Annotated in this window: 19 protein-coding genes; 9 read left to right on the forward strand and 10 right to left on the reverse strand. The window is 76.0% G+C overall.

The window, feature by feature from the left end; all coding sequences use genetic code 11:
* The 7 genes from GCU69_RS32625 to GCU69_RS11755 form a co-directional block, all read left to right on the forward strand.
* Positions 1 to 472 (forward strand): hypothetical protein (locus tag GCU69_RS32625; RefSeq protein WP_408055794.1); only part of this gene is annotated, 472 nt, incomplete at its 5' end.
* On the forward strand, positions 469 to 2,391 hold the full coding sequence (locus GCU69_RS11730) for an asparagine synthase-related protein (RefSeq protein WP_156205954.1): 1,923 nt from the start codon (positions 469 to 471) through the stop codon (positions 2,389 to 2,391). The genes GCU69_RS32625 and GCU69_RS11730, both read left to right, overlap by 4 nt.
* Positions 2,372 to 2,629 carry a lasso peptide biosynthesis PqqD family chaperone gene (locus GCU69_RS11735; protein WP_098750351.1) on the forward strand — a complete coding sequence of 86 codons (258 nt, stop codon included), beginning with the start codon at positions 2,372 to 2,374 and terminating at the stop codon, positions 2,627 to 2,629. Before GCU69_RS11730 ends, GCU69_RS11735 begins: the two co-directional genes overlap by 20 nt.
* Positions 2,626 to 3,054: a lasso peptide biosynthesis B2 protein gene (locus GCU69_RS11740; protein ID WP_098750352.1), complete on the forward strand. Its 429-nt coding sequence runs from the start codon at positions 2,626 to 2,628 to the stop codon at positions 3,052 to 3,054. Before GCU69_RS11735 ends, GCU69_RS11740 begins: the two co-directional genes overlap by 4 nt.
* Positions 3,055 to 3,120: 66 nt before the next feature.
* Positions 3,121 to 3,237: a lasso RiPP family leader peptide-containing protein gene (locus GCU69_RS11745; protein WP_143671088.1), complete on the forward strand. Its 117-nt coding sequence runs from the start codon at positions 3,121 to 3,123 to the stop codon at positions 3,235 to 3,237.
* 242 nt (positions 3,238 to 3,479) lie between these two features.
* Positions 3,480 to 5,213, forward strand: a complete 1,734-nt coding sequence (locus tag GCU69_RS11750; protein ID WP_156205956.1) for an ABC transporter ATP-binding protein — start codon at positions 3,480 to 3,482, stop codon at positions 5,211 to 5,213.
* The gene (locus tag GCU69_RS11755) at positions 5,210 to 6,991 is read left to right on the forward strand and encodes an ABC transporter ATP-binding protein (protein ID WP_156205958.1); all 1,782 of its coding nucleotides are present in this window, start codon (positions 5,210 to 5,212) and stop codon (positions 6,989 to 6,991) included. Before GCU69_RS11750 ends, GCU69_RS11755 begins: the two co-directional genes overlap by 4 nt.
* Before the next feature lie 300 nt (positions 6,992 to 7,291).
* Here GCU69_RS11755 and GCU69_RS11760 read toward each other — a convergent pair whose 3' ends face one another.
* The 8 genes from GCU69_RS11760 to gdhA form a co-directional block, all read right to left on the reverse strand.
* Positions 7,292 to 8,572: an FAD-binding protein gene (locus GCU69_RS11760; protein WP_156205960.1), complete on the reverse strand. Its 1,281-nt coding sequence runs from the start codon at positions 8,570 to 8,572 to the stop codon at positions 7,292 to 7,294.
* 185 nt (positions 8,573 to 8,757) lie between these two features.
* On the reverse strand, positions 8,758 to 9,228 hold the full coding sequence (locus GCU69_RS11765) for a hypothetical protein (protein WP_098750356.1): 471 nt from the start codon (positions 9,226 to 9,228) through the stop codon (positions 8,758 to 8,760).
* A gap of 199 nt (positions 9,229 to 9,427) precedes the next feature.
* Positions 9,428 to 10,501 carry a Mut7-C RNAse domain-containing protein gene (locus GCU69_RS34720; protein ID WP_408055795.1) on the reverse strand — a complete coding sequence of 358 codons (1,074 nt, stop codon included), beginning with the start codon at positions 10,499 to 10,501 and terminating at the stop codon, positions 9,428 to 9,430.
* Between the two features lie 770 nt (positions 10,502 to 11,271).
* Positions 11,272 to 12,498, reverse strand: coding sequence for an amidohydrolase family protein (locus GCU69_RS11780; protein ID WP_156205962.1), 1,227 nt, complete (start codon positions 12,496 to 12,498; stop codon positions 11,272 to 11,274).
* On the reverse strand, positions 12,499 to 13,908 hold the full coding sequence (locus GCU69_RS11785; protein ID WP_156205964.1) for a type I glutamate--ammonia ligase: 1,410 nt from the start codon (positions 13,906 to 13,908) through the stop codon (positions 12,499 to 12,501). It lies immediately after the preceding gene.
* A gap of 179 nt (positions 13,909 to 14,087) precedes the next feature.
* A complete protein-coding gene (locus tag GCU69_RS11790; protein ID WP_156205966.1) occupies positions 14,088 to 15,299 on the reverse strand; it encodes a winged helix DNA-binding domain-containing protein in 1,212 nt (403 codons plus the stop codon).
* A gap of 330 nt (positions 15,300 to 15,629) precedes the next feature.
* The gene (locus GCU69_RS11795; RefSeq protein ID WP_098753486.1) at positions 15,630 to 16,442 is read right to left on the reverse strand and encodes an SAM-dependent methyltransferase; all 813 of its coding nucleotides are present in this window, start codon (positions 16,440 to 16,442) and stop codon (positions 15,630 to 15,632) included.
* A gap of 105 nt (positions 16,443 to 16,547) precedes the next feature.
* The gene (gene gdhA, locus GCU69_RS11800) at positions 16,548 to 17,930 is read right to left on the reverse strand and encodes an NADP-specific glutamate dehydrogenase (RefSeq protein WP_098753485.1); all 1,383 of its coding nucleotides are present in this window, start codon (positions 17,928 to 17,930) and stop codon (positions 16,548 to 16,550) included.
* Between the two features lie 193 nt (positions 17,931 to 18,123).
* On the opposite strand from gdhA, the gene GCU69_RS11805 reads away from it, so the two are divergent.
* Both GCU69_RS11805 and GCU69_RS11810 read left to right on the forward strand, forming a co-directional pair.
* Positions 18,124 to 18,540 carry an HIT family protein gene (locus tag GCU69_RS11805; RefSeq protein ID WP_408055796.1) on the forward strand — a complete coding sequence of 139 codons (417 nt, stop codon included), beginning with the start codon at positions 18,124 to 18,126 and terminating at the stop codon, positions 18,538 to 18,540.
* A gap of 30 nt (positions 18,541 to 18,570) precedes the next feature.
* Positions 18,571 to 19,893: a glycosyltransferase gene (locus GCU69_RS11810; RefSeq protein WP_156205967.1), complete on the forward strand. Its 1,323-nt coding sequence runs from the start codon at positions 18,571 to 18,573 to the stop codon at positions 19,891 to 19,893.
* Positions 19,894 to 20,032: 139 nt separating this feature from the next.
* Here the strand turns inward: GCU69_RS11810 and GCU69_RS11815 are convergent, their stop codons facing one another.
* Together GCU69_RS11815 and GCU69_RS11820 are read right to left on the reverse strand one after the other, a co-directional pair.
* Positions 20,033 to 20,914 (reverse strand): DMT family transporter, encoded by an 882-nt coding sequence (locus tag GCU69_RS11815; RefSeq protein ID WP_156205969.1) that lies wholly within the window; start codon positions 20,912 to 20,914, stop codon positions 20,033 to 20,035.
* 16 nt (positions 20,915 to 20,930) lie between these two features.
* Entirely contained in the window at positions 20,931 to 21,758 is an 828-nt protein-coding gene (locus tag GCU69_RS11820) for an SDR family NAD(P)-dependent oxidoreductase (protein WP_156205971.1), read from the reverse strand.
* Positions 21,759 to 22,100: the final 342 nt, after the last annotated feature.

Genomic DNA, 22,100 nt, shown 5'->3' on the forward strand with positions numbered 1-22,100 from the left:
GCTCCGGCTGGTCGTCGAGTTCGCCCAGCGGTACCCGGACACCTCGCTCTCCGAGCTGGCGGCGGCGCTGACCGACGACCGCGTCGGCCAGGACCTGCTCGACTTCGGCGGCGAGACGGCGAGCACCGGGCTGCGCGAGGCATGGCTGCACACGTGGCGGCACGCGGCGCCCGCCGCCCGCCGCATGGCCGCGCTGCTGGCCACCCCGGCGGCAGGGAGCGGCCCCGTGGAGATGCCCGTGGACGAGGCGGCGCTGCGCGCGGGCGTGCCGTGGAGGGAGGCGTTCCGCGCTCTCGACGAGCTGGCCTCCCTCCACCTGATCGAGCACGCAGGCCCGTTCTGCTTCCGGATACCTGCTCTGACCAGGCGGTACGCCGCTGAGATCGGTGTGCAACCGGACCGGGACGGCGACGCCACGGCAGTGCAACGCCCGTGCGGAAGTCTCTTGCAGCGAAAGGAGTTGGTGCAGTGAATACCGGAGTCAAGGCCAGGTGGTACTTCGTCGCCCTTCCCGACCGGGACGAGGCGCGGGCCGTCGCGGCGCGCGTCGCCACCGGCGCCACACGCGTGGTCCGCCACGCCTCGGGCCGCCCCTGGCTGATCGCGCACCTGCCGCAGGAGCAGATCACCGTGGGGGAGGCGGGCGCGGACCGCGTCGCCGTCCTCGGGTGGTCCTCGGCGACCGGCGGAACACTGCGCCGGGAGGCCGGGCGCGCCGGGAACGTGGCGGCGCTCGACGAGCTGTCCCACACGCTCGACGGCTGCTTCAGCCTCGTGGCGTCGGTGGACGGCACCACCAGGGCACAGGGCACCGCCGCGGGGGTGCGGCGCGTCTTCCACGCCCGGATCGACGGCGTCACCGTCGTCTCCGACCGGGCCGACGTGCTGGCCGAACTCGGCGGCTTCCCCCTGGACGAGACGTCGCTGACACTGCGCCTCTTCCGCAAGCTGCCGCACCCCCTCGCCGAGGAGCCGCTGTGGCGCGGCGTCGAACCCGTGCCCGCCGACGCGTACGTCGCGGTCGACCGGCGCGGGCAGCTCGCCCGGACGGCGTGCTGGTGGCGGCGGCCGGAGCCGCTGCTGTCCCGCGAGGCGGGCGCCGAGCGGCTGCGCGACGCGCTCGCGGGAGCCGTCGCGGCCCGCACGCGGCACGGCGGCCGGGTCCACTGCGACCTCTCCGGCGGCTTCGACTCGACCCCCATCACCTACTTCGCGGCCCAGGGACCGGCGGACGTGGTGGCCACGACCGCCTACAACCGCGACCCCGGCGGCGGCGAGGACCTGATCTGGGCGCGGCGCGCGCTGCCCGTCATGCCGCGGGTCGTCGAGCACGTGACCGTGACCACGGAGTCGATGCCGCGCTTCTACGGCGGCCTGGCCGGCGAGTCCCTGCCGCTCGACGACCCGTCCGACGCCTACCGCGCCGCGCCCCGGCTGCTGCACATGATGCGTGCCGCCGCCGCGCACGACACCCGGATCCACTTCAACGGCCAGGGCGGTGACGAGGCGCTGACCGGCTGGCTGAAGTGGGAGCACACCCTCTTCGGCACCCGGCCGCTGCTCGCGCTCCGGCGGATCCGGCAGCACCAGCTCCTGGAAGGGCTGACCGCGCGGGAGGCGTTCGGCGGGCTGCGGGACCGGCGGACCCACCGCCGGTGGTTCACGGACACGGTCGTCGGCGCCCCCGTGCGCGGCACCGGCCCCCGCGGCCAGGCCCGGCCGAAGGTGAGCATGGACTGGGACCACGTGATCCAGTGGCCCGCCTGGGTGACGCGGGACGCCCGGCAGGCGGCCGGGCAACGCCTGCGGGCCCTCGCCCGCGACCTCACGCCCCTCGGTCCCGACATCGCCTCCCATGCCGAACTCGCCGCCATCCGGGAAGGCACCCGCATCGCCCGCGGCACGCTGCAACTCGGCGCGACCCTCGGCATGAGCTACGACGCCCCGCTCTCCGACGACCGTGTCATCGAGGCGTGCCTGGCGGTCCGCAGGGAGGAACGCACCTCGCCGCTGGAGTTCAAGCCGCTGATGCGCGAGGCGATGCGGGGCCTGCTCCCCGGCGACTTCCTGCGCCGCACCCGCAAGACCGGGGGAGCCGCGCAGTCGGTGCGCGGCCTGGCCGAGCACGGGGCGGAGCTGGTCGAGCTGTGCCGGGGCTCGGCCCTCAGCGAACTCGGAGTCATCGACATGGACACGCTCCGGGAGCAGGCGTTCCCGAAGGACCGGTGGATGAACGTGCGCGATATCGACACGACGCTCAACTGCGCCATGTTCGCGCCCGGCACGGAATCCGGCGGACCGCGAGGCGGGCTTCCCGGCGGGACGTCCGCCGGAGCGGAGGGCGACCAGGACACGAAGGAGAGGAAGTCCGATGAATCCGCGGCTGCGTGACGGCGTCACCACCGTCGAAACCGAGTACGGCGCAGTCCTCCTCGACCAGCGCCACGGGAAGTACTGGCAGCTGAATCCCGCGGGCACCGTGCTGCTCGGCGCGTTCGAGGACGGCAGCGGCATCGACGGCGCGGTGGAAACCCTGGCGGAGCGCTACGGAGTGGAGCCCGCGACCGCGCGGGACCATCTCGGCGCGCTGCTGGAACAGCTGCGGACCGCGGGGCTGGTGACGTCATGACCGTCGGAGTCGTCCCCGACAGCCCCGTCCGCGTCGGCCCCCTCGACCACCTGCTGGCCAGGACGGCCGTCGGCGTCGCCCGGGTGCTGGCCAAGCGCTCGCCGGAACGGATCTGCGCGATCCTCACCCGGGTCCGGGCCGGCAGCCGGCCGGCCACGTACGCCCAGGCGAAGCGCGCCCGCGACACCGTCCTGACCGTGAGCGTCCGCTGCTGCGGCAAGAACGCCTGCCTGCCGCGCTCGCTGGCGGCGGTCCTGCTGTGCCGGGTGCGCGGCGTCTGGCCGGAATGGTGTGCCGGCGTCGTCGCCGCCCCGCCGTTCGCGGGCCACGCCTGGATAGAGGCCGAGGGGCACATGGTCGACGAGTTCCTCGACGAGACGACCTACAAAAAACTTTGCCGCGTACCGCCCGCCGGCGGCGCGTGACAACAGGCTTGGCCGGCCTCGGCCGGTCAGGGAAAGAGAACAGTGATCAGAAAAAGGAGATTCACCATGGATCAGTACGAGGTGCCCACGCTGACCGAGCTCGGCGACTTCGACCAGGAGACCGGCCGCGGCGGCGAGCCCATCTGGGAAGAGGTCGTCGTCCCGTGGGACTACTGGGTCTGATGACGCGCACCGGGCGCTGACCGCCCGGTGACGGTGTCCATCCGGCACCCGGGTGGCAGGCGCGCGGCCCNCCACCCCCCCCGTTCCGCGGTCCCGTTCCGCCGGCCGTCGCGCCCGCCGGCCGTCCGTTCCGCCGGCCGTCCGTTCCGCCGGCCGTCCGTTCCGCCGGACGACGGAAACCGCCCGGAGGACGGAATCGGCCGGAGGACGGAATCGGCCAGCCGACGGAAGAAGGAGACGGCATGACCCGTGCCCCCGGCGCCCTCCGCGCCTCCGGCGGCCACGGCGCGGCTCTCGCGCTCGTCGGCCTGGCCGACCCGGTCGCCCGCCTCGCCCTCCCCGCCGTGCTCGCCGGAGCGGTCGACGCCGCCCTCGCCGACCGCCTCGACGCCGCCGCGCTGACGCCCGTCGTCATCGTGCTGGTCCTCGCCACGGCCTGCGAGATCGGCCGCGAGATCCTCGAAACCAGGTCGCGGCTCCGCGCCGCCCTCGTGCTGCGGCGCCGTATGCTCCGCCACCTCTTCGCCCTGGGCCTGACCGGGCAGCGCCGCTGGGAAACCGGCGATCTCCTCAGCCGCACCCTGGAAGCGACCTCCGGCGCCGCCACCACGGCCCCCGTCCTCGTCGGCCTCTGCGCCTCCCTGGCGACCTCGCTCGGCGGCCTGGTCGCGCTCTTCGTCATCGATCCCCGGCTCGGCCTGCTGTTCCTGGTGGGAGCCCCCGTGATGTGGTGGCTGCTGCGGTGGCTGCTGACCCGCGTCCGCCGCGCCACCACCGACTACCAGCGGCTCCTGGAACTGCTCAGCACCCGCTTCGTCGACGCGCTCCGGGGCGTCCGCACGATCCGGGCCAGCGGCACCACGGGGCGCGAGGTCGAGCGGGTGCTCGCCCCGTTGCCCCGGCTGCGCGCGTCCGGGCACGAGTTCTGGGCCGCCCAGCGCCGGGCCGGCTGGCAGACCGGGCTGGTCATGCCCGTGATCCAGGTCGTGGTCCTGGCCGTCGCCGGGCACGGTGTCATGACCGGCCGGGTCACCCCGGGCGAACTCCTCGCCGTGCAGTCCTATCTCGGCCGCGCCATGGGACTGCTCTCGCAGACCGCCGCCCTCGCCCGCCTCGCCCGCGCCCGGGCCTCCACCGAACGCGTCCGGGACGTGCTCGCCGCCCCGCCCCCGCCGGCCGGCGACCGGACGCTCCCCGCCGGGCCGGGCTCGCTCAGCCTCCGCGGTGTCCACGTCAGCAGGGCAGGCCGCCCGGTACTCACCGGCATCGACATGGACGTGCCGGGCGGCGCCACGGTGGCGATCGTGGGCGCGTCCGGGGCGGGCAAGACCACCCTGACCGAGGTCGCGGGCGGGCTCGTGCCGCCCGACGCCGGCACCGTCCTGCTCGACGGCGTCCCCCTCGGCGCGCTGCGCCGGGACGAACTGCGCCGAGCCGTGGCGTACGCGTTCGAACACCCCCGGTTCCTCGGCCGCACCGTCCGCGACGCCCTGGCGTACGCCGACGAGCCGCCGGACGGGCTGCAGCGGATCGACGCCGCGCTCCGCGACAGCGCCGCGGCCGGCATCGTGGCCCGCATGCCGCGCGGGCTGCGCACCCGGCTGAACCGGCTGCGGCTCTCCGGCGGTGAGCTGCAACGCCTCGGCCTGGCCCGTGCCGCGTGGCGGGACGCGCGCCTGGTCGTGCTCGACGACGCGACGTCCAGCACCGACACCGCCACCGAGGCGGAGATCAACGCGGCGCTCGACCGGGCCATGGCCGGTGTCACCCGGCTCATCGTGGCTCACCGCGCGGCCACCGCCGCCCGTGCCGACCTCGTGGCCTGGATCGACGCCGGGACGCTGCGCGCGCTCGCGCCGCACGAGCGGCTGCTGGACGACCCCGCGTACCGCGCGGCGTTCCGCGCCCCGGCAGCCCCGAGTCCCGGGGCGGCGCACGGGGCACCGGCCGCCGCCGGGACCGGGAGGACACGATGACGACAGCGCTCGCGCCGCGAGGCCGGAGGAAGGGACCGAGGAGGCGCCCGGCGAACCGCCCGAAGACCGGCCGCCACCTCGCGCGTCTCCTCCTGGCCGAGCCCCGCCACCGGGGCGCGCTGGCGCGCCTCGCCGCCTGGTCGGCTCTCGGCGCCGTCCCCGTCCTCCTCTCCGGGCAACTCGTCGCCGTCGCCCTCGACCGCGGGTTCCTCGCGGGTGACGGCCTGTTCGGCCTCGCCGTGCTGGGCGGTTACGGCGCCACCCTGCTCCTCGGCGCGCTCGCCACCCGGCAGGCGTTCGTCCCCATGGCCGGACTCGTCGAATCCGTCCGCGACCAACTCCTCCGCGGCACCGTGCACGGCTCGCTGCACGCCGCCGTCGCCTCCGGCCGGACCCCCGACACCGGGGCCGTCTCCCGCATCACCAGCCAGAGCGAACGGGTGCGGCAGCTCCTGTCCGCCCTGTTGCTGTCGCTCAGCACGACGGCCTTCGCGGCCGGTGCCGCCGTCGCCGGCCTCCTCGGCCTCGCTCCGGTGCTCGCGCTGATCACGCTGCCTGTCGTCGCGTCGACCGCAGCCCTCCTCGTCCCGCTCTCCCGCCGCTGGCGGACGCGGTACGAGGCGTCCCTGACGATGGAGGAACTCGTCGCGGAGGAGACCGGCCGCACGCTGGACGGCATGCGCGACATCGTCGCCTGCGCCGCCACCCGCCGCGCCGAGGACGACCTCGACGGCGTGCTGAGCGACCACGCCGCCTCCGGAGCGGCCGTCGCCACGGTCAGCGGCATGCGGGTCGGCGTCATCGCGCTCGCCGCACGTGTCCCGCTGCTAGCCCTGCTGCTCTCCGCGCCCGCCCTGCTGGCGGGCGGCACCTTCTCCACCGGCGAACTCCTCGGCGCCGCCACGTATCTCGTCTCCGGCCTCGAACCGGCGCTGCGCGCGCTGGTGCAGTCGATCGGCAACCTCGGCCTGGAACTCGGCACCCTCGTGAGCCGTCTCGCCGCCCACGGCGGCACACCCGCCCCCGCCACGGCAGCGGCGGCCGGGGCCACGGCACCCGGCCACGACGTCCTGCTCGCGGGCGTCACCTTCCGCTACGGGCCCCACTCGCAGCCCGTCCTCAGCGCAGCCGACCTCGCCATCCCCGACGGCGACCACGTGACGCTCGTCGGGCCCAGCGGCGTCGGCAAGTCCACCCTCGCCGACGTACTCGCCGGCCTGACGCTCCCCGAGGCCGGCGAGGTCCGCCTCGGCGGCGTGGACCTCCGCACGCTGGACCGGGCGTGGCTGCGCCGCACCGTCGCGCTGGTGCCGCAGGAGGCGTACGTCTTCGCCGGCACGCTCCGTGAGAACCTCGCCTACCTCGCGCCGGACGCCGACACCGCCCGCCTCGACCGGGCCGTGGACGCCCTCGGCATCGGAGCGTTCGTACGCGGCCTCGGCGGCTACGACGCCCACGTCGCCGGCCCCGGCGCGCTCTCCCAGGGCCAGCGCCAACTGATCACCCTCGCGCGCGTGTACCTCTCGCCCGCGCGGATCGTCATCCTCGACGAGGCCACCTGCCACGTCGACCCGGAGACCGAGGCGCGCATCGAGAACGCCTTCGCGCGGCGGGACGGCACGCTCGTCGTCATCGCCCACCGCATCAGCTCCGCGCTGCGCGCCCGGCGCGTCGTCATCCTCCAGGACGGCCGCCTCGAGGCCGCCCGTCACGAGGACCTGCTCCGCCGCTCACCGGCCTACGCCGACCTCGTGGGCCACTGGCACGGGGCCGGCTGAACGCCTCGGCGGTGCCGCCCGCGCACGGCTGTGCGCTGCCGCCTTCCCGTACGGGCCCCCGCCGGCGCCCGGCCCGCCCGCCGAAGCGGCACTCCGGCAAGCACCCGGAACCGGAGGCCGGCGGGCACGGCGGGCACGGCGGGCACGGCGGGCAGGGCGGGCACGGGAGCCTACCTGCCGGGTGCCCGCGAAAGGCCCCGGCCGGGGCGGGCGTCCTCACGAACGGGCGTGGCGTGCGGTGTCCGCCCCGCCGGGAGCCCGGCATCCCGCCCGCCGCGCCGGGCGCCCGTCCGGCGGGGTTCAGAGCGGGGGGAAGAGGGCGTCCACGTACGGGTTGCGGAACTTGCCCGCCGGGTCGCTCTCCGCCAGCAGCGCGCGGAAGGCGGCGGCGTGTTCGTACCGGGCGGTGATCTCCTCCGGTGCCGTCGTGGTGAGCTTGCCCCAGTGCGGCCGGGCCCCCAGCGGCATCAGCCGCTCCTCCATCGCCGCGACGGCGGACAGCACCGCGGGCGTGTCCTGGGACCAGGTGAAGTGCAGGGCCACCGAGTCGCGGCCCTGGGCCGGGCTCAGCCACTGGTCGTCGCCCGCGACCGTGCGGATCTCGGAGACCTGGAGCACCGGGGCCATCAGCTCACCGAGTTCGCGCAGCGCCGCGAACGCCTCGGCCGCGGCGCCGCGCGGGAGCAGCAGCTCGGACTGGAGCTCGGCGCCCTTGCTCGGGGTGAAGGCGGGCCGGAAGTGCGGCAGCCGCTCGTGCCACGGCCCGGGGGTGCCCGACTGGTCCGTGCAGTAGGCCGGCGGCATGCCGGGCACCGGGTGCTGCGGGCCCGCGGCGAGCCGGGCGCCGAGCCACTCCTCCGGCGCGGCGCCGCCGCTCCCGCCGTCCTCCGGGCCGCCGGTGCGGCGCTTGAGCCACACCATGGCCTCGCCCCGCCAGTCGGTGAACACGCTCACGCTGTACGCGGCCGAGGCCACCGCGTCGAAGTCCGCGCCGAGCCGGTCCAGCGGGAAGCCGGTGTAGACCCGCTGCGCGATCTCGTACGCCGGCTCGATGTCCAGCGTCACCGAGGTGACGATGCCGAGCGCCCCGAGACCCACCACGGAGCCGTTCAGCCGCTCCGGGTCGTCCGCCCGGGTCAGCACGGTCAGATCGCCCTCCGGGCCGACCGTCTCCAGCCCCGCCACGGCCGCCGCGAGCCCCCGCTGCGTCTCGCCGGAGCCGTGTGTGCCGGTGGCGCACGCGCCGGCGACCGAGATGTGCGGCAGCGACGCGAGGTTCGCCAGCGCGTAGCCGGCGACCTGGAGCCGCTCGGCGACCTCGGCGTACCGCATGCCGGCGCCGACCGTCGCCGTCATGGCGCGCGGGTCGATGTCCACCTCGCGCGGCAGGCCGTCGAGCCGGACCAGGTCACCGGAGGTGTCGGCTATCGGATTGAAGGAGTGGCCGGTGCCCAGGGCCCGGACGCGGTCGGCGGAGGCCACGATCCGGCGCAGTTCGCCGACGGACCCGGGGCGGTGCACGCGCGCCGCGCCGTAACGGATGTTGCCGGCCCAGTTCACGGCGGCACCGGTGGTGAGCATGGAGGTCCCTGATCTGTCGTCGCTGGTCTCGCGCCGGTCCGCGGGCGTTCCGGGGAACTGGCCTGCGCGGTCCGGCGGGGCTGGTGTGACTGGTGTGAACAGCCCTGCCGCCAAGGAATACCCCATCCGCCGGCGGAACGGGACACCGGCCCGGTCCGCCGGGGAACTCCCGGGGCCCGGACCGCTCAGGTGTGTATGGCCAGCTTGAACTGAGCGTGGCTCACCGTCGCGGCCGAGCTGCCGTTGTGCCGCACCAGCAGCGCCAGCGGGGTGCCCGGATACACGAAGATCTCGTGGTGCTTGTGCCGGTACTGGCCGCCGGGGGTGCGGGCGTTGTCCTCGGTCGCCGTGCTGTCGTAGCCGTCGGCCAGCCCCAGCGGGTCGCGGACGAAGCGGTCGCGGACCTCGGTGTAGTCGCCCGGCTCCCAGAAGATCATGGCGGTGAGCGAGCCCCAGCCCTCCACGGCGGGCCAGATCAGCCCGGAGCGCGCGTCCGGATACGAGGACGAGCTGCCGTCGGGCTGCGCGGCCTGGTGCATGCCGTGGGCGTCGTAGGACTCGTTCCCGCCGTACGGGAAACGGAGGATGTGGTATTCGCCGTCGGCCGGGACGGACCGCGGTTCGTTCACCATCAGGGAGCAGACGTGGACGGGCAAGGAGACCTCCTCGGACCGGCGTGGGACGGCGCCCGCGGTCCGGCCGGGGACGCCGCAGCGGTTGGCACGGGCCGCACGGGCAGCATAGGCGCGGAGCGAGGCGGCGGGATCCCCGCGTTCCGCCGGTGATCCGCGGGAGGGCCGTCCGCCGTCCGTCCCGCCCGCCGCCGCCCGTCCGGGGGCAGGGGGCCGGGGCCGGTCAGCCTCCGGTGGCACGCTCGGCCGCGGCCACGACCGCGTCGAGCCGCTCCCGGTGGGCGCCGGGCCAGTACACGCGGCCGCAGTCGGGGCAGCGGGTGAAGGTGTCGTAACTGCGCCGCGTGCCCGGGCGCAGCGCGTGCTCGACATCGGCCTTGGGGACGTCCACGAGGACGCCGTTGCAGGACAGGCAGCGGGACCACGGGGCGAGCGGCGGCGCGAACCGGCCGAGCACGTCGGCCAGCTGCTCGTCGGGGCGCGCCCCGCGCACGAACGCGCCGCGCCACAGCGCCCGGCGCCGGAGCAGCCCACGGTCCTGGGTGAGCAGCAGCCGCCGCCCGGCGTTCGCGACCTCCACGAGGACGGGGTCGTCGAGGTCGTTGCGGTAGGCCGTGTCGAGGCCGACGAGCCGCATCCTGCGGGCCAGCCCGCCGAGGTGGACGTCGAGCAGGAAGCGGGGCGGCCAGCCGTCCGGCAACGGCTCCGGCCGTCGCACGGCACGGACCTCCACCACGTCGCCGTCCCGGGGCCGGTACGAGGCACCGACGGGGCGCCCGGCGGCACCGCCCGGCTCGGCGCGGTCGGCGGTGCGGGAGCAGGGCCCCGCAGCGGAACCGGCACCCGGGCCGGGCCCGCGACCGGGACCGGGGCCGCGACCGGGACCGGGGCCGGGAGCGCGACCGGGGCTCGCAGGGGAGTCCGGCGCGGGGCTCGCAGGGGAGTCCGGCGCGGGGCCCGGAGGGGAATGCGGGGCAGGGCCCGGAGGGAAGTCCGGCGCGGGGCCCGGGGGCGAGCCGGGGGCCGGGTCCCGCTGGAAGCCGGAGTCGCGGCCGGAGCGGGCGCCGGTGCCGGGGAGACGGCCGGTGCCGGGGCCGGGGTCCGGGCCGGGGCCGCCCCCGGCGAGCAGGCGCAGCTCCCCGACCTCCGGCAGCGGGACGCCGAGTGATTCCACGGCATGGCCGAGGGACGACGTCCCGTCGACGGCGACGCGCACCTCGGCCGCCCGGCGGCGCGAGGTCATGAGCACGCGCAGTCCGGGGGCGAAACGCAGACAGAGTCCGGGTCGGTCCTCCATGGCCGCCAGCCTGCCACGACCGGGGCCCGCCGCGCCGACCGTCACGCGCCCGCCGTGGGAGCCCGCGCCCGGACCGCCCCGCCGCGGCAGCTCCGTCACCGGCCGCGCCCGCCCGGCCGCCACTCCACCAGCCCCGTCGCAGGAGTCCGGCCGGTCCGCCTCCGAACCCACATGCGCCTCGCTGTACGCCCGCGTCCGCCTCGCCGCACGGGCCCGCGCCCTCCGCGCCGCACGGAGCCACGCCTTCCGCGCCGCACGAGCCCGCGCCCGTCTCGCGCCGTACGAGCCCGCGCCCGCCTCGCCGTACGAGCCCGAGCCTGTCTCGCGCTGTACGGAGCCACGCCCTCCTCGCTGTACGAACCCGCGCCCGTCTCGCGCTGTACGAACCCGCGCCCGTCTCGCGCCGTACGGAGCCGTGTCCGCCGCGCCGTACGAACCCGCGTCTGCCTCGTCATACGGGCCGCGTCCGCCTCGTCATACGAAACCCGCGTCCGCCTCGCCGTACGGAGCCACGCCTTCCGCGCCGCACGGGCCCGCGCCCGTCTCGCGCTGTACGGAGCCGCGCCCTCCTCGCTGTACGAGCCCGCGCCCGTCTCGCGCCGTACGAACCCACATCCGGCCTCGCGCCGTACGGACCCACGTCCGCCCCGCCGTACGGCGCCGCGCCCGCCGCTCCTACGGAGTCCGCCCTGCCCCGCCGTACGGAGCCGCGCCCGGTGAGCGGCCGCCAGGCGGACGGGCGGCCGGCTCCGGACGTCCGCCCGGCCCCGTCAGGTGCCCGGCCCGAGCCCGTAGACCCGCCGCGCGTTGCCCGCGGCGATCATGGCGGCGACCCGCTCGGCGTCACCGGCAGGCCAGGAGCCGTCCGCGACCCAGCCGCCCAGCAGCTCCGTCAGTGCCCCGGCGAACAGCCGGGAGCCGACGACGTACAGCTCCGGGAGCCCGTAGGCGTCGGTGGAGAACAGCAGCTTTCCGAACGGGCACAGCTCCAGCGCCTCGGCGAGCACCGTGCGGGCGCGGGCCCCGGTGTACGACAGGGCGAGGCCGATGTCGGCGTACACGTGCGGGAAGACGTGCGCCAGATACCCGGCCCCGCGGTGGTAGGGATAGCCGTGCAGCAGGACGACCGGGCAGCCCGCCGGCCCCACGGCGCTCAGGAAGTCGGTGAGCAGCAGCGGATCGCAGCGGTGCAGACGCAGGTCAGGGTCGCCGAAGCCGGTGTGGAGCTGGAGCGGCAGCCCGGTCCGTACCGCCTGCCAGAGCAGATGGCGCAGCAGCACGGGGTCGGTCAGCCGGGGGCCGTGCCCGCCGCCCGCCGGGGAAGCGCCGCCCCGCAGCCCGCCCGCGCGGCCGTCCCCGTCCCGGACGCCGGAGCGGGGCCGGACCGTCCCGCCGCCCCGGCGGGCGCCGAGCCACCGGTCCGCCGCGGCGCGGACCTCGCCGGGGGAGGGCGGACGGGGGTCGAAGTCCAGCCCGTGCCGGTAGCCGACGACGGATTTGAAGCCCGCGGCGGTCCGGGCGGCGGCGAGCACCGCCGCGTCCAGCCCGTCGACGTACTCCCCGGCCGCCGTGCCCGGAGCCGCCGCGCCGGCCAGGCGTTCGGCCAGCGTCTCCAGGCGGACGATCTCGCGCGCGGTGCCGCCGCCCGCGGCGGCCAGCTCCGCGGGCGGCGTGAGATCGCCCGGCAGCCCGGTGTCGACCAGATGGACGCCGATCCCCGCGGCCGGCAGCAGCCGGCGCAGCACCTCCTCCGGTCCCAGCTCGCGCCGCCGCTCCAGGTACTCACCCGGCGGGACGTGCGCGTCGAGCCCCAGCAGCGACGGGCACCAGCGGCGTACGGCGAAACCGAGCTGGCTGTCGAAGAACGTCGTACCCGGGGCGGCCGGGCGGTCGGACTCGGTCAGCAGCGCCTCGAACGCCCGGTCGTCCAGCGCGGACCGGACCACGCCGTGGCAGTGCTGGTCCACCAGCGGGGGAAGGGGGATCGGCGGGGCCATTCAGTAGCGGTCCCTGGTGGCGTCCGCGACCGCCTGGGGCGCGAGCCCGTCGAACAGCTCGGCCTCGGCCCGGCGCACGGCGGCGACCGCCTCGAAGAGCTGCCCGCCCATGGCCTCCCGCAGCAGCTCCGAACGTTCGAAGTGCTCCAGGGCCTCCGGCAGCGAGGAGGGCAGCCGGGCCGCATCCTCCCCGGTGACGGCCGGATCGCCCGCGACCGGCGGCGGCAGCGTCAGCCCCTCTGCCAGCCCGGCGAGCCCGGCGGCGGTCACCGCCCCCACGACCAGATACGGATTGGCGGCCCCGTCGAAGCACTTGACCTCGGCGTTCGCCGCCAGGTCGTCGTCCGCCGCCCCGGGGATGAAGCGGAGTGCCGCCTCCCGGTTCTCCACCCCCCAGCACCGGAACGCCCCGGCCCAGCGCGAGGGCCGCAGCCGCAGATAGCCGGCCGGGGACGGCACCCCGACCGCCAGCAGGGCCGGGAGTTCGCGCAGCACACCCGCGAGGAACGCCTCACACTCCGCGGTCATCCCGGACGGGCCCGACCCGCCCCGGCAGAGGTTCCGCCCGCCCTCCCACAGACTCAGGTGCAGATGCGCCCCGTTGCCGACCGTGCCCGCCTCCACGACCGGCCCGAACGACGCCGTCAGCCCGTGGCGCACGGAGACGGCGCGGACGGTCTCCCGGACGAGGACGGCCAGATCGGCGGCTCCGACCGGGGACGCCGGCGCGACCGACACCTCGAACTGGCCGGGGGAGTACTCGGGATGGATCTGCAGCACGTCGATGTGCTGCGCGGCCAGCGCCGTGAGCACGTCGTGGAGGTAGTCGGACAGCTCGACGACCCGGGTCATGCCGTACGCCGGGCCCTCCGAGGCATAGCGCGGCCGGCCCGTTCCGGGCGCCGCGTCCCGCCGTCCGTCCCCCGCGTCCCGGGCCGGGGCCGGTTCGCCCACCCGGGTGACCGTCCACTCCGTCTCGAAGCCCATGCGCAGCTCGATGCCGCGCGCCGCGGCCCGCTCCGCCTGGCGGCGGGCGAACTGCCGCTGGCAGCCCGGGTGGGGCGCGCCGCTCTGCGTGTACCGGTCGACCGGCGCCCAGGCCCAGCCGGGCTGCGCGGACAGCTCCGTCAGCCGCTTCAGGTCGGGGAACAGCCGCAGATCGCCGGCCGGCCCGCCGGTCTGCCGGCTGCTCGTCGCCGAGTCGTCCACCAGATAGACGTCGAAGACGGGGGACATGCCGATGCCCCGGCGTGCCGCGTGCGCGAGCTGGGTGGTGGGGATGGCCTTGACCCGGGTGAGGCCCGCGTTGTCGACCCAGGTGAGGGCGATGCCGCGGACGCCTTCGGCGGTCAGCCGCGCGGCCTCCTGCCGCGCCACGGAGGCGGTGCGTTCGCGTTCCGGTACGTCCATGGGCAGCTCCTCGGCGGGCTGGGCGGTGACCCGGGGACCGTGCGCTCCGTACGACGTGCTCCGTACGACCGGGCCCGCACACACGGGACCCGCACGCCTTTCTGTATCACAGATGCCGTACGGATCCGGGCGGTGCGCGCCCGCGCGGGCGGCCTGTCGGCCGGGCCGGCCGGGGCGGGTCAGGCGTGCGGGCCCGCGGAGACCGGACCGGTCGTCAGCCGCGGGACACCGCCGAGGACGGAGGCTGTCCGCTCGGCCTGCTCGCCCAGCTCCCGGCGGTGCGCGGCCGACAGCGGCCCCAGCGGTTCGACGGTGATGTCGATCCGCCGGCCGGAGCGCCGCTGGTGCCAGACCCCGGCGGCGAGCCCGTCCACGAGCAGCACCGGGAAGTTCCCGGCCTGCCCCCTCGCCAGGGCGCGTCCGGCGGCGCGGCCGGGGAAGGCCCGGGCTCGCGGATGGCTGCCCACGGTGTACGCGTCGAAGTACGGCAGCAGGCGGACACCGCGCGGCGGGTCACCGGGCAGCGCGGTGTCACCGGCCGTCACCCAGGCGCGTTCCCCGCAGAACTCGACCGGCTCCACCGCCCCGGACGCGGCGAGCGTGCCGAACAGGTCCGCGGCCCAGCCGGGCGGAACCGCCGTCCAGCGCGCGAAGTGCCCCGGGGTGGCGGGCCCGTAGGCGTGCAGATAGCGGCTGACGACCCGGGCCAGGGAGTCGGCCGGCGCGGCCGGGCGGAACCCCGGGAGCCACCGCTGCGGGCTGGTGTAGGTGACCTTGCGGCCCCGGTTCGGGCCGAAACACAGCGCCCCGCGGTGCGCGGCGGTGTGCAGGGCCTGCCGCCAGCGCGGCCACATGCCCTGGAAGGCCGGCATGACGAGGTCGCCGGCCCACGGCCCGGCCGCGGCGACGACCGCCTCGGTCAGCTCGTCGGCGGTCAGTTCCGCGTCGCGCAGCGCGTCCGCCACCGCCGCGACGACCGCGTCGGTCTGGCCCGGTGTCAGCCGGGCCCCGGGGGAGAGGGCGTTGCGGCCCGTCGGCAGCGCGGTCAGCGCGCCCGTCCAGAGCGGGAGTTCCGCGGCGGGAAGGAGATGCACGGTGCCGCGCGGCCCGAACGTCTTCACCAGGCTGCGCTCCTCCCAGAGCGCCGTCCTGACCGCGTCCCGGGTCACCCCGTCGAGCCGCAGCCCCAGGGAGAGTTCGGCGGCGGACATCACCTGCGCGTGGGCGCCGCACAGGACGCCCGCGCAGTCGGCCGGGCCGGAGTCCCGCAGTGGTCCGGCCAGTCCGTGCCGGGCCAGCCTGCGGGCGAGCACCCCGTCCCAGGGGAGCCGGGGCGGGGCGGGCGCCCCGGCCGTGACCGGGTCGCGGCCCGCGGACGGACTGTGGCTCATGGCGGTTCTCCTCGGCTCTCCTCGGCGCGGACGGCGGGCCGGGGAACGCGGACGAGCGCGGCCCCTGCCGGACGCCTCCGACCGTAGGAGGCCTCGCGGTCAGCTTCTGTCCGCAAGGGGGGCGTCGGAGCCGCGGACCGGCGGACTGTGTCCGGCGGGCTGTGTCCGGAGGACGGTCTGCACGGACGGGACCGGTGGGATCCCGCGGACGGGACCCGCGGACCCGGACACGCAGCCGCGGACCCGGACACGCAGCCGCGGGCCGGGACCCGCGGGCCGGGGCCGGTGGCCCGGGCAGCCGGCCGCCCCCGCCCGTCACCAGCCGCCGGCTCAGCCCTTCTTGCGGGCGACACCACTCCAGTAGTACGCCGCCTTCGGGTCCGTCGGCGTCTCCTCCGGGCGCCAGCCCATGACCGGCACGACTCCCGGCTCCACCAGCTCCCAGCCGCCGAAGAACTCCTCGACCTGCGCCTTGTTCCGGGGCACCAGCGTCATCTGGCCGCGGCCCGCCGCTTCGACGACCTCGGCCATCGCCTGCGGGTCGAAATCCGCCGTCGGGTGGGTGATGGCCACGTGACTGCCCGGCGGCAGGGCGTCCAGCAGCGTGGACACCTTCGCCCAGGGACGGTCGTGGTCGCTCAGCAGCATGAGCACCGCCACCAGCAGGAGCCCGACCGGCCGGTCGAGGTCCAGATGCCCGGTGAGCTCGGGGTCCGCCAGCAGCTTCTCCGGCTCCTTCATGTCCGCCTGGACGTAGCGCGTCCGGCCGTCGGCCGTGTTCTCCGTCAGCGCCTTGGTGTGGGCGTGCACGATCGGGTCGTTGTCGACGCACACGATGCGGCTGTCGGGGGCGACGATCTGCGTCACGGAGTGCGTGTCGCCCGCCGCCGGGACGCCGGTGCCGATGTCGAGGAACTGGCGGATGCCCGCCTCCTCGGCCATCATCCGGACCGCGCGGCCGAGGAACCTCCGGTTCTCCCGTGCCATGGTCTTGATGCTCGGGATCGCCTGCTCGAACGCCTTGCCGAGTTCCCGGTCGGCCTCGAAGTTGCTGCTGCCCCCGAGCCAGTAGTCGTACATCCGGGCGGAGTGGGGCACGCTGGTGTCGATACCCGACAGCGCAGCGTTCTGATCCTGAGTCATGGCACCTGCTTCGTCCTGGAAGTGAACGGTCGTTCTTGTGCTCGGCAGCCGAGCGTAGCGGTCCGGCCCCCGGCCGCGCTGGCCGGTCGGCCCAGATGCCCGCGGCTAGATGAGTCCCTGGGCCAGCATGGCCTCCGCGACGATCTCGAAGCCCGCGATGTTGGCGCCCACGACGTAGTTGCCGGGGCGCCCGTAGCGCTCCGCCGTGGTGTGGCAGGAGTCGTGGATGTGCTTCATGATCTCGGCCAGCCGGTCCTCGGTGTGGCCGAAGGACCAGGAGTCGCGCGAGGCGTTCTGCTGCATCTCCAGCGCGCTGGTGGCGACGCCGCCCGCGTTGGCGGCCTTGCCCGGGGCGAACGCCACCTTGGCGTCCTGGAGCACCCGGACCGCTTCCGGCGTGGTCGGCATGTTGGCGCCCTCCGCGACGGCGCGCACCCCGTTGCGGACCAGCGTGGCCGCGTCGGCGGCGGTGAGCTCGTTCTGCGTGGCGCAGGGCAGCGCCACGTCGCACGGCACCTCCCAGACGCTGGAGCCGCTGACGAAGCGGGCGCCGCCGCCGCGACGCTCCGCGTACTCCGAGACCCGTCCCCGCCCGGCCTCCTTGATCTCCTTCAGCAGGCCGAGGTCGATGCCCTGCTCGTCGACGACGTAACCGTCCGAGTCCGAGCAGGTGACGACGGTCGCGCCGAGCTGCTGGGCCTTCTGGGTGGCGTAGATCGCGACGTTGCCGGAACCGGAGACGGCGACGCGCTGGCCGGCGAGGTCGAGGCCGCGGGCCCGGAGCATCTCCGCGGTGAACATCACGCAGCCGTAGCCGGTGGCCTCCGTACGGGCGTGCGCGCCGCCCCAGCCCAGGCCCTTGCCGGTGAGGACACCGGACTCGTAGCGGTTGGTGATCCGCTTGTACTGCCCGAACAGATAGCCGATCTCGCGTCCGCCGACGCCGATGTCACCGGCCGGGACGTCCGTGTACTCGCCCAGATGCCGGTACAGCTCCGTCATGAACGACTGGCAGAACCGCATGACCTCGGCGTCCGAGCGGCCCTTCGGGTCGAAGTCGCTGCCGCCCTTGCCGCCGCCGATCGGCATGCCGGTGAGCGCGTTCTTGAAGATCTGCTCGAAGCCGAGGAACTTCACGATGCCGAGGTTGACCGAGGGGTGGAAGCGCAGTCCGCCCTTGTACGGGCCCAGGGAGCTGTTGAACTCGACCCGGAAGCCCCGGTTGACGTGGACCTCGCCCGAGTCGTCCGCCCACGGCACCCGGAAGATGAGCTGCCGCTCGGGCTCGCAGATCCGTTCGATGAGCTTCGCGTCGACGAACTCCGGCCGGCGGGTGAGCACCGGGCCCAGGGTCTCCAGGACCTCCCGGACCGCCTGGTGGAACTCCGACTCACCGGGGTTCCGCCGCAGGACCGCCGCGTAGAGCGGCTCGATCACACGCTGCTGCGCGGCGTCGGGGTGGGACGGTGCGGGGGTGACCGACTCCATCAATATGGCTCCTCAGAACGTACGGGGCGTGCGGACGGCCGTCCCTGACATGCACGCCTCGCCGTTGAAGCGCTATCGGCGATCACCCGTACAGGCGATCGAGACGGTCGCTGGCAGATTATCCCGCCCCCGGTGCCCCGGCCGAAGCCCCCGGAGCGCCGCCCGCGGAGCGGGACTGCTGTTCACTGGGGTGGTGGACTGTGTCTTCTGTGCGATCGCGGCGGACGAACTGCCGAGCCACCGGGTCCTGGCCGACGATACGGCAGTCGCCTTCCTGGACCGCCGCCCCCTGTTCCCGGGGCATGTGCTGGTGGTCCCGAGACGGCATGCCGAAACCCTCACCGACCTGCCGGAGGACGAGGTGGGGGCGTTCTTCTCGCGGGTACGGCGTGTCACCGCGGCGGTCGAACGCGGGACGGGCGCCGCCGGCTCGTTCGTCGCGGCGAACAACCGGGTCAGCCAGTCGGTGCCGCACCTGCACTTCCATGTCGTGCCGCGCAACCGGAAGGACGGGCTGCGCGGCTTCTTCTGGCCCCGGCAGCACTACGCGGACGAGGCCGAGGCCGCCCGGGTCGCCGCCCGGCTGAGGGCGGAACTCGACGGCCGGTGAGGGCGGCCGTCCGCTGGGTACCCGCCGCGCATGCCCCGATCGTTCTCCGTACCGCCGGGCGCCCGCGACCCCTCCGTGGCGGTTCTCGTGGAGCTGGAGCGGAACGCCCTGGAGGGCGGGCACCTCAAGTGCTGGGAACGCTTCGCCGAAGCGGCCGCCGCACTGGAAGCGGACGGTCCCCGCCCGGACCTGACCGTGTACGTCCTCGGCCCGCGGCAGCGCGTCGAACCGCTGTCGGACAACGTCCGCTTCGTGACCCTGCGCCCGGTCGCCGGCACGGCCCCGCTGGACCGCTGGCTCGGCCCGGTCGACACCTCCGACCTCGCGCCGCACCATCCGCGGCTGGCCGCGCTGCTGCCCCGGCACGACGTCTGGCACCTCACGCACAGTTTCGCGTTCGCGACGACCGCCGTACGGCTGGCCCGGCGCGCCGGGCACACCGCGCCCGCCGCCGAGGTGCCCGGACTGGTGGGCTCCGTGCACACCGACGTGCCCGCGCTGACCGAGGCGTACGTACGCCGGCTGGCCGCCCGCTGGGGTGTCCGGCCGCCGGCCGCGCTGTCCCCGGAACAGGCCGCCGCAGCGCTGCTGCGGCACCGGCGGGACCGGCTGCTGCGGGCCTGCGACCGGGTGCTGGTCTCCACGCCGGGGGAGCGGGCCGAGATCGGAGCCCTGCTGGGGCCCGGCCGGGTGTCGCTGCTGGGGCGCGGCATCGATCACCGGCGGTTCCGGCCCGACCCGGCAGCCCGCGCCGAAGTCGAACGGGCGTACGGAGTTCCGGCCGGTGTCACCGCCGTGCTCTTCGCCGGGCGGGCCGACGCCTCGAAGCGGGTGCTGGTGCTCGCCGAGGCGGTCCGCCTGCTCCGGGCGGCGGGCCGCCCCGTGCATCTCGTGGTCGCGGGGACCGGGCCGGACACCGGCCGGATCGCGTCCCTGCTCGGCGACGGCGTCACGCTGCTGGGGACGCTGCCCCAGGAGCGGCTGGCGCGGGTGTACGCCGGCTGCGACCTGCTGGCCTTCCCGTCCCGGTCGGAGACCGCGGGCAACGTCGTCGCCGAGGCGATGGCCTGTGGCCTGCCGGTCGTGCTGCCCGCCGGTGCCCGGACGGCCCGGTGGCTGGCGGCGCCGGGCGCGGACGGCCTGCTGGTGCGGGACGACGACGCGGCGGGCTGGGCCTCGGCCGTGGGCAGGCTCGCGGCCGAACCGGACACACGGGCGGAGATGGCACTCCGGGCGGCCCGCACGGCGCGTCTCCACCACCGCTCCTGGGAACGGGTGCTGCGGGAGGACGTCCTTCCGCACTGGTACGCGGTGACCCCGGAACGCCGCCGCGCGACGCGCAGCGCGGCCTGACCGCACCGGGACTGCGTGGGACCGGACTGCGCGGGACCGGGCCACGCGGGACCGGACCGCGCGTGACCGGACCGCGCGTGACCGGACCACGCGCGCCCCCGTGCGGGGAGCGCCGGGAATGCCGTGCGTGCCGGTTCTGTCAGCTCCCCGGCCCTCCGGCCGCGTCCCCCCGGTGCAGGGCCCTCAGCAGCGGCGAGGTGTCGAGCAGCACGATGCCCGCCAGCAGCAGCAGCACCCCGGCCGCGGCCACGGCTCCCGCGGGCCAGCCCGTGCGGATCGTCTCGCCGAACAGCGCCACCCCGATCATGATGGCCACCGCCGGCTCCGCCGCGTCGAGCACCGGCATGCTCGCGGACAGCGGCCCCGCCTGGAAGGCGCTCTGGATCAGCAGCAGCCCGCCGATGCTGGCGGCCACCAGCAGATACGTCTGCCAGGCGCCGAACAGTACGGCCGGGCCGTCACCGAACCGGTCCACCGTGGAGTCCAGCAGCACGGACTGCGTGCCCATCACGGTGCCGCCGGCCAGCGCGATCAGCGAGGCCTTGACCGTCCCGCGGAAACGCCGGGCGGCCAGCAGCGCCGCGCACGCCGCCCCGCCGGCGGCGGTCAGTGTGACCAGCCACTCGCCGGGGGAGGCCACCGGTGTGCCGCCGCGCGGCCGGGCGGCCACCAGCGCGGCCGCCAGCCCTCCGCTCACCGCCAGCGTGCCCAGCCACTCCCGGCGCCGCAGCGGCATCCGGTGCAGCAGCGCGGACAGCGGGATCGCGAAGACCAGCTCGCTGACGATCAGCGGCTGCACCAGGCTGAGCGGCGCGCGGGCGAGCGCGAGGGCCTGCCAGCCGTACGCCAGCACGGCCAGGGAGATGCCGGAGAGCCACAGCGGCTGCCGGGCCAGGTCGAGGAGGAGGCGCGGGGTGAGGAACTCGTCGGCCGGCCGGGTGCTGGCCGCACGCTGCTGGAGCACCCCCGCGAACGCGAAGCACACCCCGGCGGCCAGCGAGGCGAGGACGGCCGTCAGCACGCCGGGCGCTCCCGCGTCATCCGAACCTGGCGGCCAGCCGGTCGTAGAGCCCGGGCGCGGCCCCCCGGATCCGGGCCGGCACGCTCAGCCAGCCCGGTACGTACACCTCGCGCCGCCCGCGCGCGAGGGCCCGGCAGACGGCGTCCGCCACCCGTTCCGGCGGCACGGCCCGCGGGAACGAGCGCCGGTACGGCGTGCCGCGCCGGTCGAAGAACGGCGTGTCGACGGCGCCGGGCAGCACCACCGACACCGCCACACCGTCGCCCCGGACCTCCTGCCGCAGCGCGTCGGCGAACGTCCGCACCGCGCCCTTCGTGGCCGAGTACACGGCCTCCCCGCGGACGCCGACTGCCCCGGCGACCGAGGCCACCAGCACCACGTGGCCGCCGCCCCGGCGCACCATCCCCGGCAGCAGGGCGTGCACCAGGCGCAGCGTCGAGGTGAGGTTGACGGTCACCAGGTGGTCGAGGTCCGCCGCCGGCATGACGTCGAAGCGGCCGGCCCAGCCGAGTCCCGCGCCCGCGACGAGCACGTCCACCCGGCCCGCCCGTCCGACGGCCCGGCGGGCCAGATCCCGGCAGCCCTCGGCGGTGGCGAGGTCGGCGGGCAGCGCCGTGCCGCCGGTCGACGCCGCGACCGCGGCCAGACGTGCCTCGTCCCGGCCGCTGAGCAGCACCGCCCGCCCGCCGTCCGCGGCCAGCCGTTCGGCGACGGCCGTGCCGATGCCCGAGGACGCCCCTGTCACCAGGGCGACCGGGAGATCCGGCGGCGTGGCCGGGCCGCCCTCGGGGGCGGCCGGGGACGGCGGCGCGGGATCCTCGGTGGTGCGTTGCCTCAGCGGCATGGCGGCGGGTCCTCCTGGTCCGTAGGGCCGTGCGGACGCCGTGGTCCGCGCGGCACCGGCTTGGACATACGTGACAAACGCACCTTAAGTCAGACCTGCCGGACCGCCGGGGAACCGCGCCCCGCGCGGCCGGACCTCCTGCCGGCCGCCCGCTGTACGGCCGCCCGCTGTACGGCCACCCGGCCAACGGCCACCCGGCCAACGGTCACCGCTCTGCGGTGGCACCGCCCCACGCCGGGGCCACCGTCCCGCGAGGACCGTCCCGCGAGGACCGTCCCGCGAGGACCGCCCCGCCAGGACCGTCCCGCGGTCGGTGCCGGGTGTGCCGCGGGCGGGCTCACG

The sequence above is a fragment of the Streptomyces lycii genome, assembly GCF_009735685.1.
GTDB classification, from domain to species: Bacteria; Actinomycetota; Actinomycetes; order Streptomycetales; family Streptomycetaceae; genus Streptomyces; species Streptomyces lycii.

Bases quoted from the DNA above. Each gene is read 5' to 3' on its own strand.
- GCU69_RS11735 (WP_098750351.1), top strand. From the start codon at position 2,372: ATGAATCCGCGGCTGCGTGACGGCGTCACCACCGTCGAAACCGAGTAC.
- GCU69_RS11740 (WP_098750352.1), top strand. From the start codon at position 2,626: ATGACCGTCGGAGTCGTCCCCGACAGCCCCGTCCGCGTCGGCCCCCTC.
- GCU69_RS11745 (WP_143671088.1), top strand. From the start codon at position 3,121: ATGGATCAGTACGAGGTGCCCACGCTGACCGAGCTCGGCGACTTCGAC.
- GCU69_RS11750 (WP_156205956.1), top strand. From the start codon at position 3,480: ATGACCCGTGCCCCCGGCGCCCTCCGCGCCTCCGGCGGCCACGGCGCG.
- GCU69_RS11755 (WP_156205958.1), top strand. From the start codon at position 5,210: ATGACGACAGCGCTCGCGCCGCGAGGCCGGAGGAAGGGACCGAGGAGG.
- GCU69_RS11760 (WP_156205960.1), bottom strand. From the start codon at position 8,572: ATGCTCACCACCGGTGCCGCCGTGAACTGGGCCGGCAACATCCGTTAC.
- GCU69_RS34720 (WP_408055795.1), bottom strand. From the start codon at position 10,501: ATGGAGGACCGACCCGGACTCTGTCTGCGTTTCGCCCCCGGACTGCGC.
- GCU69_RS11780 (WP_156205962.1), bottom strand. From the start codon at position 12,498: ATGGCCCCGCCGATCCCCCTTCCCCCGCTGGTGGACCAGCACTGCCAC.
- GCU69_RS11785 (WP_156205964.1), bottom strand. From the start codon at position 13,908: ATGGACGTACCGGAACGCGAACGCACCGCCTCCGTGGCGCGGCAGGAG.
- GCU69_RS11790 (WP_156205966.1), bottom strand. From the start codon at position 15,299: ATGAGCCACAGTCCGTCCGCGGGCCGCGACCCGGTCACGGCCGGGGCG.
- GCU69_RS11795 (WP_098753486.1), bottom strand. From the start codon at position 16,442: ATGACTCAGGATCAGAACGCTGCGCTGTCGGGTATCGACACCAGCGTG.
- gdhA (WP_098753485.1), bottom strand. From the start codon at position 17,930: ATGGAGTCGGTCACCCCCGCACCGTCCCACCCCGACGCCGCGCAGCAG.
- GCU69_RS11810 (WP_156205967.1), top strand. From the start codon at position 18,571: ATGCCCCGATCGTTCTCCGTACCGCCGGGCGCCCGCGACCCCTCCGTG.
- GCU69_RS11820 (WP_156205971.1), bottom strand. From the start codon at position 21,758: ATGCCGCTGAGGCAACGCACCACCGAGGATCCCGCGCCGCCGTCCCCG.